This is a genomic window from Bowmanella sp. JS7-9, from assembly GCF_004329715.1.
GTDB lineage: Bacteria > Pseudomonadota > Gammaproteobacteria > Enterobacterales > Alteromonadaceae > Pseudobowmanella > Pseudobowmanella zhangzhouensis.
Genome location: NZ_JXSY01000002.1, coordinates 194,664 through 207,470 on the forward strand (window position 1 = coordinate 194,664; position 12,807 = coordinate 207,470).

Sequence of the window (12,807 nt, forward strand, 5' to 3'; positions counted from 1 at the left end):
TTTACGCTCTGCAAAGCATCTGATGGTTGCTGTAAGTTACGAACAATAGTGGCCGTTTGGATTAGATGGGAATCAAATAGGGAATGGCGGTGACTCGAACAACAGCGTCACCGCATTAATGAGTTAAGCGTTATTGAACAGAGTCGGTTTTTTCCGGGGCTTCTGCCTTTTCGCGTGCCTCATTATAGGCCGCTCGTGCACCTGAATCACAGAAACGTGCATTATTCTGTCTTTGCTTGGTGCTCACAGACGCAGATGAATAGTTTTCCTGACACCATTCCATTGAGCGTTTTTCGTTATTCAGACTACTTTGCGCAAAGCCGTCTTGAGTGGTGTTTGTACTATTACAACCAACTGCAGAAAGTACCGCACCTATGACACCTAACGTACATAGTAATTTTTTCATTTATCTCTCCTTAGAATTACGAGTAGCAACTTACGGCTACAAAAATAAGCTAGATAAGAAACCAATTCATGTAAAGTGAATGTGATGAAATAAATATAAAAAAAACAGCTACTTACAGAGTCTATGCAGGTAATTCTGTGCGCTTTTTAAAGAGTAGAGTCCATTATCATTGCGGGAATGGACGCGGGCTTTACAACAAATACTTGCTAATTTCGGCGCTGTTCTATACTGGATTGGTCGAAAATTACAGGAGAACCCACAGGTGCTGTTTCCCGCGTTATCCATAAACCGTCTGTTACTTATGGCATTCCTGTTGCCTTCTGCCCTTGCCAGTGTGGGTTTCTGGTTATGGATTGGGCAAATTAACCAGGATATCGAAGCGGCAAGCCGAACCGAACAGACGGTACTTCTGGCCAAAGCGCTGGATAATGTAGCCCATCAGCATGCAGTGGAACGCGGCCTGACGGCGGGTTTCTTGGGCAGTCGCGGCGAGAAAAATGGCGATGCCGTGAAAGCCCAGCGGCTAAAAGCGGATGCCGCGGTAGAGAATTTACAGAGCCTGATCCAAAGCAATCAGCTTGAAGCGATACCAGCCAAAGATATTGAGCATATTTTCACACCCCTGAATCAGGCGCTGGCGGGTAAGGTAACGCTGCGCTCTGATGTGGATAAGCTGCAGGGTAGCCAAGCATTTGGCTTTTATTCCAATATCAACACGGTTGCGCTGGATGGGATCCGCCTGGCCAGCACTGACATCAACGATCCTGACTTGTCCGCCAAAGTGTCGACCTGGCTGAGCTTGTTATGGTTGAAAGAACGGGCCGGGCAGGTGCGCGGAGCGCTCAATGGCGTGTTTGCTGCTGGCCAAACCGGCGAACGCCGGCATGAGCAAATCAGCCGCTTTATGCTGGATGAACGCCATTACATGCAGCAAATTGAACGCCTAGCCGATGCCGACACACTCAAAGCTTTAAACGAATACAAGTTGCTCACCCACTGGCAACAGGTTGCCACCATAGCCAATCAATTCAGCAATACCGCAGACCTCAACATGATTAATGGGCCGGCAGACTGGTTTGCCATAGCGACTAACCGCATAGGTGATATTAAAAATCTGGCCGACAATCTGGCGGCGCAAATCGTGCTGCAAGCGGAAACGGATGCCAGTACGCTGGTATGGAAACGCTGGCTCTGGTTGTTGCTGGTAGCGGCGTTTTCTGCCGCCGTGGCTTGGTACCTTACTTTGCAGTACCGGCATTTGCGCAAGCGTGTCGCAACGATCCGCACAATGTTGCAATCGGCCGCCGAAGATAAGGATTTCTCAAAACAGATCAACGATGATGGCTATGACGAATTGGGTGCCATCGCGCGTGCATTTAATCGTCATATTGCAGAAGTCAGCGAGGCCATGCTGAAAATTGCCCAGTGCATCTCGGCAACCGGTTCGTCACTATCCGCGATGGATAACAGTACTCAGCAAACCTATAAAGCCTCACAGACGGAACAACATCAGACTGGTATGATTGCCACCGCGGTCACCGAAATGGCGCAAACCAGCGGCGAAATTGCGAGGAATATGCAGGATGCAGCGAGTAAAAGTAGCGAAATCCGGACTAAGCTGGTGAGTACTACCACCACCATGAACAACACCCGCAGCACCTTTGATACCCTGCTGCGTGAAATCGACGAAACTGACGCGATTTTACGTAAATTGGTAGAGAGCAGCCAATCGATTCAGGGGCTGGTGAATACCATTGAAGGCATAGCCGAACAGACCAATTTGCTGGCGTTGAATGCGGCGATTGAGGCTGCGCGTGCCGGCGAGCAAGGTCGTGGATTCGCGGTGGTGGCCGATGAGGTGCGTAATCTGGCCAAACGGACTCAACAGTCCACTGAAGAAATTTACAGTCTGGTTAATGCATTACGTGCCAGCAGCGATGGCGCGCAAGCACAAATGGAAAAGAGCCAGAATAGTTCTAAGCAGGCATCAGAGCGGGTGTACCATAGCGCTGAGGATCTTGCACAGCTTTCTCGCATTATGCAGGAAATGGACGATATTCTTGCTCAGGTTGCATCAGCAGCCGAAGAGCAAACTACGGTGAGTCAGGATATTAACCACAACGTTTTGCATGTCGCCACGACAGCAGAAAAAACCCTCGAACGCTGTGAATCCGCCAACGGCCTGATGGCGACGTTAAATGATAATTTCGGTAAAGCACGCGCGATGATTGATCAATTCAAGTTGCGTTAACTGAAAAGGAGATAAGCCGGGCTGGCGAGGCTATTTAAGGATATCTTCCAGCTGAATATCATTGCAGTCTTCGGCGTCAGTGCTGAAAACCAACGTACCAAGACGAAAGCCTCCGGCCGCGTCGATGGTAATAATCAACTGAGAAGCTTCGCGTTTTAAGCTAAACGTACCATTACCCATCACGCGTTTTACCTGCCAGTCACTTGAGAGCCAATCATTGCTGTCAAAAATTACCTCACAATCTTGTTCGGGAAAGGCGAAGAAGTGATTTTTACTCAGATCCGCTTCAAAACAGCTGTGTTCGGGCCTGTGTCCAGACTGTTGCAACATATTTAACAGGTCCTGGCCATCGACCTCCACATCACATCCCAGCGCAGGCAAGGACAAACAATAGGTTGCAAGTAGCAGGCGTTTCATATCAGTTACCAATTATCGGCGGAATATCGATATTGCGTGTATTCGGCACAGAAATCTGCTGAAACACGCGGCCATTGATCACGATGTAATAGGCACCCGGCACGAGGCGTAGATAGTACATGCCATCGTAACCTGTGGTGTAACCGGCGCAGTTGTTGGTGTTGACGATACAAAATTGCACAAACGCGCCATTCATCGGGTAATTCATGCCATTACGGGCGCGAAATTCCACCCGGCCGCGCACGTCGGTAGCGTTGGCAATCGGGCTGATGACCAATAACAGCAGTAATATTGCCCAGCGTTTAATAGGATAAGGTTTATTGCGCATAGGGTGCCCCCACTTCCAGCCACACGGGTACGGTGCTGGTTAATTTTCGTTTGCTGTGGTCGCGGATGACCTTTTCTTCACTGTTGAGATCCAGTGTTTCGCGATTTAGCGCGCCTGCCATGGAAAAATTGGCGGTGGGGAATTTTTCGTTGCTGGGTACCACCCAAAATTCCACCCGGCTGGCAGAGGCATCCAGATTGCCGGGTTCCAGCGTAACCATCACCTGCTGCATTTCCTGATTGTTGGCTTGTAGCGGGCCGTTTTCATCACGCAATTTGACCGGGACTTCGACCAGCCAAGCCTGCTGGTTTTGCATCGACAGCTGCTTCTGATGTTGTCGCTCAATATCGGAATGAATGAGATAACCCGCCGCCAGCACCAGAATATAGGTGGCGGTAGAGCCAAATACGTTAAAACGCATTTTGAATTTACCCGCGTTGAAAAACTGGCCTTCATATTCGCCACTGGATTCGTTTTTGTTTTTGGCATTTTTCGGGGTCAGCAGCAAATAGATGATGGCGGCGGGGATAATTGGCAGCATCAAAATGGCAGAGGTAACGACCAGCGAGGCGTATTGGTCGTTCATGGCTGACTCCACAGAGACAGGGCATGCAAGCGTTGGGATGCGCCATCAACATAAATGGGGCTGGACATCGGTATATGTGGCATCGGGACCTCCGTAATTGTCCGGATAAGCCTGGTCAATGTACCCGGGGGTAACTACCGAAAGACCTGGATAACGCGCGCGTAAAAAGTATCTACAACCACCACTATATTGCTTAAAACCTAGTGATTATGTGTAGTTACGTCAAGGATGCGGATGTGTTGGGGCGGATTAGCCAATAAAAAAGCTCCCGTCTGGGAGCTTTTTGAAACGTTTACACGTTAAAACGGAAGTGAATCACGTCGCCGTCTTTGACGCGGTATTCTTTACCTTCCAAACGCCATTTACCTGCGTCTTTGGCGCCTTGCTCGCCGTTATTGGCGATGTAGTCATCAAAGCCGATGACTTCGGCGCGGATAAAGCCTTTTTCAAAATCGGTATGGATTTTACCGGCTGCCTGCGGCGCGGTTGAGCCAACCGGGAAGGTCCAGGCGCGCACTTCTTTGACACCCGCGGTGAAGTAAGTGTTAAGGCTAAGCAAATCATAACCGGCGCGGATAACGCGGTTCAGGCCTGGCTCTTCCAGCCCCATATCTTCCATAAACTCGGCTTTTTCGTCGTCTTCCAGTTCAGCGATTTCTGCTTCGATGGCGGCACAGACTGCCACAACCACGGCATTTTCGGCCGCCGCGATGTCTTTAACCTGATCCAGTAACGGATTGTTTTCAAAGCCATCGTCGTTAACGTTGGCGATGTACATGGTCGGTTTCAGAGTTAAGAAGTTCATATATGCGATGGCAGCATGTTCTTCTTTGCTTAATTCCAGTGAGCGCAGCAGGTGGCCCTCATCCAGGTGCGGTTTAACCTTTTCCAGTACCTTCATTTCGAATTTGGCGTCGTTGTCACCACCTTTTGCACGCTTTGCTACGCGCAGCATGGCTTTTTCGGTGGTTTCCAGATCTGCCAGCGCCAGTTCGGTGTTGATGACATCGATATCATCTTTCGGACTGACTTTTCCGGCAACGTGCACGATGTTGTCGTTGTTGAAACAGCGAACAACGTGACCAATCGCATCGGTTTCGCGGATGTTAGCCAGGAACTTGTTACCCAGGCCTTCACCTTTCGATGCACCTTCTACCAGGCCGGCGATATCCACGAATTCCATGGTAGTAGGCAGCACGCGCTGAGGGTTAACGATCTTGGCCAGTGCATCCAGGCGCAAATCCGGTACAGGTACCACGCCAGTGTTTGGCTCAATGGTACAAAACGGGAAGTTAGCTGCTTCGATGCCCGCTTTGGTTAACGCGTTGAACAAAGTTGATTTGCCGACGTTGGGTAATCCAACAATGCCGCATTTAAAACCCATGTGTGAATCCTCGTCAATGCGCAGTTGCGCGTAAATAGTGTTGCGCTATGGCGCTTTAAAACTGTGTAAACGTTGCGTAGCTTTGAGAAGATCCTGTTTAAACCAGACCTCCACGCAACGGGCAGCTTCATCAATGGCTGCATCAATTTTAGTTTGTTCGTCCTGTGCGGGCTTACCCAGCACATGACCGGTGACTTTATTGCGGTCACCCGGGTGGCCAATACCGATGCGCAAGCGATGAAAATCGCGATTATTGCCCATCTTGGACACGATATCTTTGATCCCGTTTTGGCTCGAACTACCGCCGAATTTAAATTTGGCGACACCGGCTGGCAAGTCCAGCTCATCAAAGGCAACCAGTATATTGGCAGGGGCGATACGGTAAAAGTTCGCCACAGCGGAGACGGCCTTACCACTTAGGTTCATGTATGTGGTGGGGATCATTACACGCACTTCCTGACCTTCGATATTGAAGCGGGCAGTGCGGGCAAAAAATTTGTTTTCCAGTGTTAGCTGAGCATTAAATCGCTGACACAATAATTCGGCAAACCAGGCACCAGCGTTATGGCGGGTTTGCGCGTATTCCGCACCGGGGTTACCTAACCCAACGATGAGGTGAATGGCATTGTCATTAGTGGATTGAGTCACTTAACTGGCTCCTAAAAAAAAGCTGCCACCTAATGGTGGCAGCCGGACAATGCTTTAAAGCAAATTACTCAGCAGCTTCTTCTGAAGTTTCTTCAGCAGCGCCACCTTTAGGAGCTTTGATAGTCACAACAGCTTGGTCGTGATCAGCGCCTTTGGCCAGCTCAACCAGGGTAACACCCTTAGGCAGAGTCAGCTCGGACAGGTGAACGGTGTGACCCAGTTCAACGTTTTGCAGGTCAACTTCGATGAACTCTGGCAGATCAGCAGCTAAACAGCTTACTTGAACGTCAGCCAGGTGGTGCTCAGCGTGACCGCCTTGCTCTTTAACACCTTTAGAAGTTGCTTCGTTGATGAAGTGCAGTGGAACAGTAACCGTTACAGCGTGTGTTGCATCAACGCGCAGGAAGTCAATGTGAGTAACTTTTGGCTTGTATGCGTGACGTTGCATGTCTTTTACCAGTGCTTCTACTTTTTCACCGCCGATGTTCAGAGTCAGAACGTGGCTGTAGAAAGCTTCGAACTCTTGAGCCTGAATTACTTCGTTGTGCTCCAGAGTCAGGGCAACCGGCTCTTTGCCAGCACCGTACAGGATAGCAGGTACTTTGTCTTCATGACGCAGGCGGCGGCTCGCACCTTTCCCCAGGTCAGTACGGACTACTGCATCCAGATTGAAAATTGCTTGAGACATTATAAAAACTCCAATTAGTTGAATTCGTGTGTTTCCGCGACCAAAAACACACATGATCTTTCCTATCAGCCAAGCCAATAAAAAAGGCGGCGAATTCTAGCACGCTGAGCAAGCAACACACAACTGAAAAAACCGCGAAAAAGTCGCCTCTGATGCTGGTGTTGATTGGCTAAGTGTCTATAATTCCGCACTTATTTCTTACAAGTGCCGAGAGTACGATGAAACACAGATTGTTGCCTGAGTGGGCGGCGCAGGAAGCCGTGATTTTAGCCTGGCCGGATGAGCAAACCGATTGGGCGCCATGGTTGAGCCAGGTTGAGCAGGTTTATGTAAATCTGATCCAGCATATCAACGCGGAAAACTGCGCGGTGGTCTTGTTGATCCGCCCTGAAAAAATCCCACGTTTTCATCAGTTGGCAGGTGATGCCGCCTCTGTGCTGCTGGTTAAGGCGGACTATAACGATACCTGGTTACGCGACTATGGATTCCTCACGCTGGACGACCTGACCCCGGTTGAGTACACCTTTAATGGCTGGGGTAACAAGTTCGACGCCAGTAAAGATAACCAGATCAATCAGCGAATTTTTGCCGCGCACTTGAATAAACCGCTGCAAACCATAGATATGGTGTGCGAGGGTGGGGCGCTGGAAATCGATGCCGAGGGGCATTTGTTATCCACCTCACTGTGTTTGCAGAACCCCGAGCGTAACGGCGAAATGCCACTGGCCATCTATAAACAGCGTTTTATGGAGTTTTTGGGTGCCACCAAGGTTAGCATTTACGAAAACGGCCATTTAGAAGGTGATGACACCGATGGGCATATCGATACCCTGGTGCGCTTTACCCCAGATAAGGGCCTGGTAATTCAAAGCTGCTATAACCGCCCGCAGGATGACCATTTTGCCGGATTGCAGGCACTGGTTGAGGAAGTGCGCGCGGATCGTCCGGATTGCCAGATATTTGAACTGCCACTGCCTGAGATTTTTAATCAGGATGGTGAGCGTCTGCCGGCATCTTATGCAAACTATTTAATTAATAACGGCCAGGTGTTGTGCCCGGTATATCAACAACCGGAAGATGATGAGGCAATTGCTGTGATGCAAAAAGCCTATCCAAATCATCGCATCGTCGCGGTGAATTGTTTGCCACTGGTGCAACAATTCGGCAGCCTGCACTGTATTAGTATGCAGGTTCCGGTGGGAACATTTAAGCCGGCCTTTAGCGACCAGTTTGGTCGGGGAGTAATTGAGTTATGACAAACAAACTGAAAGTGGGCCTGGTCCAACAGGCCGTTGCCGGCAACGATAAGCAACTGAACTGGCAACGCAGCGCCGAACAGGTTGAAGCGCTGGCAAAACAGGGCGCGCAACTGGTGTTACTGCAGGAACTGCACAGCACGCTGTATTTTTGTCAGGAAGAAAACACCGATTACTTTGATTTAGCTGAGCCCATTCCTGGTCCGGCGACCGACTTTTTTGGCGATTTAGCCAAACGTCTGGATATCGTGCTGGTTACTTCGCTATTTGAAAAACGCGGCAGTGGCCTCTACCACAACACCGCTGTGGTATTCGACCGTCAGGAAGGCATGGTAGGTAAATACCGTAAAATGCATATTCCTGACGATCCGGGTTTTTATGAGAAGTTTTATTTCACCCCGGGCGATTTGGGCTTTACCCCCATTCAGACCAGCGTGGGTAAACTGGGCGTGTTGGTATGCTGGGATCAATGGTATCCGGAAGCGGCGCGTCTGATGGCGATGGCCGGTGCCGATATTCTGTTCTATCCCACCGCCATTGGCTGGGATATGACTGATACGCCGGAAGAGCGCACCCGTCAGCATGGTGCATGGGAAACCATTCAGCGCGGCCATGCGGTAGCAAATTCGCTGCCTGTGGTGGTGGCCAACCGTACCGGCTTTGAAGCTTCGCCAACGGAAGGCGATCCGGGCATTCAGTTCTGGGGTCAGAGTTTTATTGCCGGTCCGCAGGGTGAGTTTTTGGCTAAGGCTAGCGCCGATCAGGAAGAAAACCTGTTGGTAGAGCTGGATATGGCGCGCACTGAGAAAATCAAACGCATCTGGCCTTATTTCCGCGACCGTCGTATCGACGATTACGGCGATTTGGTGCGCCGCTGGCGCGATTAACAGCATTAAAAAAGCCGGGTAATCCCGGCTTTTTTGTTGGTCACATCGGCGGAAATTCACTGAATTGCGGCAGGGTGTCGGTAATCTCGTACCAATCAGGTTTGGAAGCCACATGCATATGTGCCTGTGGCCGCAGGCTGGGGCTGCTATCTAGCGCGCCATAGCGCACATGTATCAGACCAGACGCAGGTTTCTCACCAAACAGGGTAGAGCCGCAGTTGGTGCAGAAGCAGGTGACGGACTCAGCAGACCGCACAAACCGTTTGATCTGCGCCTGACCACTGAGCACCCTGAACTTGTCGGCCTGAATTCCTCCGATAGCGGTACCGGCCGCCCCTGATGCTTTGCGGCATAGTGAACAATGGCAATATCCGGCATAGAGGAACTGATCTTCAACGCTGAATTTTACCGCCTGGCACACACAACTCCCTGTAATTGCAGTCATTTGCCTTCCTTAAATGCTGTTGAGTAGCGCGATAAATTTATCCGCGCTTTTGCTGTCGATATTTTTGAGTAACGCCACCGATTTCGCTTCCAGCGTGGTGGTGGCGTGCTGGAACAACTCTTGCCCTACGGGCGTGATTTTGACCAGGCTAACCCGCGCATCCCGCTGATTAATGTCTTTGCAAACCAATCCGAGTTTTTCCATCGGTAACAATATACGGGTGATTCCGGAGGCGGTACGGGCTAGCGCTTCAGCAATATCAATGCGGCGAAGCGCTTGATTTGGTGCGCACATCAGGCTATCCAGCACCATATATTCGGTCAGGCCGATACCGTGAATCGCTCCCAGGCTGCTATCTAAATGCTTAGAGACTCTGGCGCTATTGAGCCACAGACTCTTGCTTATGTCCGCATATTTGGCTGTATCACTCATTTATTTGTACTCAAATAATACTTGAGTTGTAAAGTATATTTGAATTTTGTGGCCAGTCAATAATATTGACCGGCAAAAGAGAGGAACTAAAGCGATGCCAGTACAGACAAGTACACTGCCTGACATACCTTTACATTTGACTAACGCGCTAAAAGGGGCGATTAGTGCTCAGTTTCGGTGTGGGTGGTGAGAAGGTCAATCACGTCCTGATGCTGTTTGCGTTTAGCTAAATCTAATGCGCTGTTGCCCCGTTTATTTTTTAACGACAGGTCGGCACCGTTTTTGATAAATAGCTGCAGATTCTGAATTTTTCCCAAATAGGCCGCGTCCATACTGGGCGTGTCACCATTATTGTTGGCAAGATTGATATTGGCACCTTGATCGACCAGCAAGCGAACTAACTCATGGTTATTTGTGTTCCAGCCAGCCACAATCAGTGCAGTGTCACCGCCGCTGGTTTGCGCGTTCAGGTTGGCGCCTTGCTTAATCAGTTGTGTTGCGCCAGTGAGCAAATAGGGATCATCTTTAAATGCCGCAATAAACCGGGGCAGTACTGCGCTGTCAGGATGATGAAGTCGTTGGCGATCTGTCAAATCCGACTGCAATTGTTTGAACAAGTCTTTGCGCTTCTCCAGTAAGGCAAATTCAAACACCGACATGGTATGAATCCTTACGTTTTCAATCTGCACGCCGTGTTGGATTAACGCAGTTGCAAACGCAGGGCGGTTGTGCAAAACAGCCTGATAAAATAGCTCTTCCAATACGGGCGCTGCGGGGAGGCGAGCACTATCCAACGAACGCTCGAACCCGGCTAAATCGTTATTTTGTAGCTGCACAATCAGCTCATGTTGCGTCACTGTCGCTGCTGGGGTTTGATGAATAATCTCACTCAGCCATGGATAGTAGGTCGACACCCGGGTGTAATATTCGCCGACGCCATAATGCCCTTCAGCATATCCACGTCCATCCTGATAGGAGCTGACGCCAATGACATATAACTGATTATTTTGCTCAATAAATGCTGGGCCGCCGCTGTCGCCGCGCGAGCTGATACCTTCAAATTCCGTAGCGTTTTGTGGATCATTAAAGGTAAAGCCAATTACTTGTTCTGTAACCGCATCGACGGTGTTGGTTGCCGCTCGTTGTTGGTAATCATCTCTGATCAGGCCATCCTGCCCATTGCCGTAGGTTCCGCGCCCGACAAACACCACCGGCTGATTTAACTCATTCTGCAGTTGGTAGAGTTTGACAGGCTGACCGGTAAGGATCGGATCTTTAAGCTGCACTAATGCGATGTCATGGTTTTCATCATGAGCGCGGGTAAAGCTCGGATGTACAATTATCGATGCAATCCGGTATGGCTTTTCCAGATGCCTGGCCCGAAAAAGTGAGGTTTCTTTGCCTTCTACGCAGTGGGCTGCGGTCAATAACCAGGTTGGCTCAATCAGGGTGGCAGCACATCCGCCAACATACGCAACAGACGTGGAGTACTGCTCTGCAAGCGCCAGGTATTTTTGATCATTTACATCATGGCGGATAACAATTGCGCTGGCCTGATGAAGGGCAAGTGTCGACGCAATCAGTATATAAATTAAATACTTCATTCCGGTTCCTTGTATTGCGCTCTAAGGCCACCGCAAAAGTCCGCGGCAGTGGACTGCAACTCAAGTGTATTGTCCGCCACAGGCGTAATGCCGATAGGTAGCCTTTGAGTGTGATTGGGTTTACTTCGTCCAAAAATCGAATTTAATTGAGAATCACACCCAGCGAACGCAAGTGAGCAAACTATGTTGGCTTATTAAGTGCGTTTTTGCGCATCAACCAAACCATGCCAATTGTCGGTAACGTAGGCAAGAGGATGATAAAAAACTCGTGATACAACCATGAGAACCACGACAGTACAAAAATAAGGAAGTAATAGCCAATATGTTTGACCTGTGCCCCTAACGCTAAAAGCAGAATGGGTGCTGGAATGAGATAAAAGAAATACAGCAATGTTTTGACAAAAGTTGGGATTGTATCGTCGTCGATGCAACCGCATGCACCTGTAGGGTAAGCAGCAAGTACTAAAATAAAAATGAGAGCAATTGCTATTCCATTAGACTTCAATTTTATTGCATCCCCTGAGTGCATAAAACGTTTATAAGACTGTAAGCGCGTTAGATAAAAACAGGTGTCCGTATAGATAGTCAATATATGTCTGAAATTATTGGTGTATCAAGTGGTTGGTTTATGAATTTGGCAGGGTGAAGTGTTATGTCTACATGCGGATTGGAATAAACCAAAAAGCGCTTCCTCTTGGTCTTGAATAGTAGCAGCCTTACTCAAAAGGCTGCTACTGACGTAGTAACGATCTGGTTAAATGTTGTCTAAAATTTTCAGGCTAGGAATCAATATTTCCTGGCAGTATTGATTGATAAGCTTTTTTTCCAGATAAAGCGTTTCGCCATCAGCCAGTTTACGTTTATCAGCCAGCGTATGCTCTATGGCTTTTTCTTTTATGTTTTGAACCTGTGATAAAATGACGTTCCCTGATTTATCTTTTATCTCAATGAGAAATTTCATGCGAGGGTAATCGGTTTCTCTGATGTATCTGCGGTGGTATGGGAGTTTTGCAGCCGCCACACCGGCTAAATCGATATCGAGAAACGTCACATTCACGAATAAATCATCAGGCATATCATCCAGATTCTTTTTGAAAGTATATGTTAAATCAGCCTTCAAATTCTCAATGAATTTAATTGAGTTTTTCGCGCCTGCTCTGACATCTTTGAAATTGCTTACATCACTAAATTCTACGTTTACAGCGCTTGCTGCTGCACCTGAAAGGGTCATTAGTACTGACGCAAATAACGCTTTGAATATTTTCATAATCACACCTTGATTTTCTAGTTAAACACTCTTGTTCCATGAGGAAAGTATATTGACTACTCGTTTTAAACCAGCGTGCTTTCGAATCGCACAAAAACCATACTGGTATGAGATACTGTGCACGTCAAGCAACGTGACATATCTTTATTTTCAAATCAAAGAAACAAATACGTAGCAAACGTTTAAATATGCAAGAAGCCTATTTTTA

At 48.7% G+C, this 12,807-nt stretch carries 14 protein-coding genes; 3 read left to right on the plus strand and 11 right to left on the minus strand.

The window, feature by feature from the left end; translation table 11 throughout:
* Window positions 1-130: 130 nt before the first annotated feature.
* Window positions 131-406 carry a hypothetical protein gene (locus tag TK45_RS01290; RefSeq protein WP_131256809.1) on the minus strand — a complete coding sequence of 92 codons (276 nt, stop codon included), beginning with the start codon at window positions 404-406 and terminating at the stop codon, window positions 131-133.
* Window positions 407-668: 262 nt separating this feature from the next.
* On the opposite strand from TK45_RS01290, the gene TK45_RS01295 reads away from it, so the two are divergent.
* Window positions 669-2,657, plus strand: coding sequence for a methyl-accepting chemotaxis protein (locus TK45_RS01295; protein WP_131256810.1), 1,989 nt, complete (start codon window positions 669-671; stop codon window positions 2,655-2,657).
* A gap of 30 nt (window positions 2,658-2,687) precedes the next feature.
* On the opposite strand, the gene TK45_RS01300 is transcribed toward TK45_RS01295, so the two are convergent.
* The 6 genes from TK45_RS01300 to TK45_RS01325 all read right to left on the minus strand — a co-directional run bounded on the left by TK45_RS01300 (window position 2,688) and on the right by TK45_RS01325 (window position 6,708).
* The gene (locus TK45_RS01300; protein ID WP_131256811.1) at window positions 2,688-3,074 is read right to left on the minus strand and encodes a hypothetical protein; all 387 of its coding nucleotides are present in this window, start codon (window positions 3,072-3,074) and stop codon (window positions 2,688-2,690) included.
* Window position 3,075: 1 nt separating this feature from the next.
* A complete protein-coding gene (locus tag TK45_RS01305; protein ID WP_131256812.1) occupies window positions 3,076-3,402 on the minus strand; it encodes a hypothetical protein in 327 nt (108 codons plus the stop codon).
* Complete coding sequence (locus TK45_RS01310; protein ID WP_131256813.1) at window positions 3,392-3,988, minus strand: hypothetical protein; 597 nt, start codon at window positions 3,986-3,988, stop codon at window positions 3,392-3,394. The genes TK45_RS01305 and TK45_RS01310 overlap by 11 nt, the downstream gene beginning before the upstream one ends.
* Before the next feature lie 292 nt (window positions 3,989-4,280).
* The gene (ychF, locus tag TK45_RS01315; RefSeq protein ID WP_131256814.1) at window positions 4,281-5,372 is read right to left on the minus strand and encodes a redox-regulated ATPase YchF; all 1,092 of its coding nucleotides are present in this window, start codon (window positions 5,370-5,372) and stop codon (window positions 4,281-4,283) included.
* A 45-nt stretch (window positions 5,373-5,417) separates the two neighbouring features.
* The gene (pth, locus tag TK45_RS01320) at window positions 5,418-5,993 is read right to left on the minus strand and encodes an aminoacyl-tRNA hydrolase (RefSeq protein WP_131256934.1); all 576 of its coding nucleotides are present in this window, start codon (window positions 5,991-5,993) and stop codon (window positions 5,418-5,420) included.
* Window positions 5,994-6,084: 91 nt separating this feature from the next.
* Window positions 6,085-6,708, minus strand: coding sequence for a 50S ribosomal protein L25/general stress protein Ctc (locus TK45_RS01325; protein ID WP_131256815.1), 624 nt, complete (start codon window positions 6,706-6,708; stop codon window positions 6,085-6,087).
* A 218-nt stretch (window positions 6,709-6,926) separates the two neighbouring features.
* Here TK45_RS01325 and TK45_RS01330 point away from each other — a divergent pair, with 218 nt between their 5' ends.
* Window positions 6,927-7,964, plus strand: a complete 1,038-nt coding sequence (locus TK45_RS01330; RefSeq protein WP_131256816.1) for an agmatine deiminase family protein — start codon at window positions 6,927-6,929, stop codon at window positions 7,962-7,964.
* Complete coding sequence (locus tag TK45_RS01335; protein WP_131256817.1) at window positions 7,961-8,851, plus strand: carbon-nitrogen hydrolase; 891 nt, start codon at window positions 7,961-7,963, stop codon at window positions 8,849-8,851. Before TK45_RS01330 ends, TK45_RS01335 begins: the two co-directional genes overlap by 4 nt.
* Window positions 8,852-8,891: 40 nt before the next feature.
* Here the strand turns inward: TK45_RS01335 and TK45_RS01340 are convergent, their stop codons facing one another.
* The 4 genes from TK45_RS01340 to TK45_RS01355 all read right to left on the minus strand — a co-directional run bounded on the left by TK45_RS01340 (window position 8,892) and on the right by TK45_RS01355 (window position 12,599).
* Entirely contained in the window at window positions 8,892-9,296 is a 405-nt protein-coding gene (locus TK45_RS01340) for a GFA family protein (RefSeq protein WP_131256818.1), read from the minus strand.
* A 9-nt stretch (window positions 9,297-9,305) separates the two neighbouring features.
* Window positions 9,306-9,728, minus strand: a complete 423-nt coding sequence (locus TK45_RS01345) for a MarR family winged helix-turn-helix transcriptional regulator (RefSeq protein WP_131256819.1) — start codon at window positions 9,726-9,728, stop codon at window positions 9,306-9,308.
* Between the two features lie 161 nt (window positions 9,729-9,889).
* A complete protein-coding gene (locus TK45_RS01350) occupies window positions 9,890-11,332 on the minus strand; it encodes a trypsin-like serine protease (protein ID WP_131256820.1) in 1,443 nt (480 codons plus the stop codon).
* Between the two features lie 754 nt (window positions 11,333-12,086).
* Complete coding sequence (locus TK45_RS01355) at window positions 12,087-12,599, minus strand: DUF3016 domain-containing protein (RefSeq protein WP_131256821.1); 513 nt, start codon at window positions 12,597-12,599, stop codon at window positions 12,087-12,089.
* Window positions 12,600-12,807 lie beyond the last annotated feature (208 nt).

Coding starts and splice junctions, on each gene's coding strand:
- TK45_RS01330 (WP_131256816.1), top strand. CDS start 6,927: ATGAAACACAGATTGTTGCCTGAGTGGGCGGCGCAGGAAGCCGTGATT.
- TK45_RS01325 (WP_131256815.1), bottom strand. CDS start 6,708: ATGTCTCAAGCAATTTTCAATCTGGATGCAGTAGTCCGTACTGACCTG.
- TK45_RS01350 (WP_131256820.1), bottom strand. CDS start 11,332: ATGAAGTATTTAATTTATATACTGATTGCGTCGACACTTGCCCTTCAT.
- TK45_RS01305 (WP_131256812.1), bottom strand. CDS start 3,402: ATGCGCAATAAACCTTATCCTATTAAACGCTGGGCAATATTACTGCTG.
- TK45_RS01335 (WP_131256817.1), top strand. CDS start 7,961: ATGACAAACAAACTGAAAGTGGGCCTGGTCCAACAGGCCGTTGCCGGC.
- TK45_RS01340 (WP_131256818.1), bottom strand. CDS start 9,296: ATGACTGCAATTACAGGGAGTTGTGTGTGCCAGGCGGTAAAATTCAGC.
- TK45_RS01290 (WP_131256809.1), bottom strand. CDS start 406: ATGAAAAAATTACTATGTACGTTAGGTGTCATAGGTGCGGTACTTTCT.
- TK45_RS01345 (WP_131256819.1), bottom strand. CDS start 9,728: ATGAGTGATACAGCCAAATATGCGGACATAAGCAAGAGTCTGTGGCTC.
- TK45_RS01355 (WP_131256821.1), bottom strand. CDS start 12,599: ATGAAAATATTCAAAGCGTTATTTGCGTCAGTACTAATGACCCTTTCA.
- TK45_RS01300 (WP_131256811.1), bottom strand. CDS start 3,074: ATGAAACGCCTGCTACTTGCAACCTATTGTTTGTCCTTGCCTGCGCTG.
- TK45_RS01310 (WP_131256813.1), bottom strand. CDS start 3,988: ATGAACGACCAATACGCCTCGCTGGTCGTTACCTCTGCCATTTTGATG.
- ychF (WP_131256814.1), bottom strand. CDS start 5,372: ATGGGTTTTAAATGCGGCATTGTTGGATTACCCAACGTCGGCAAATCA.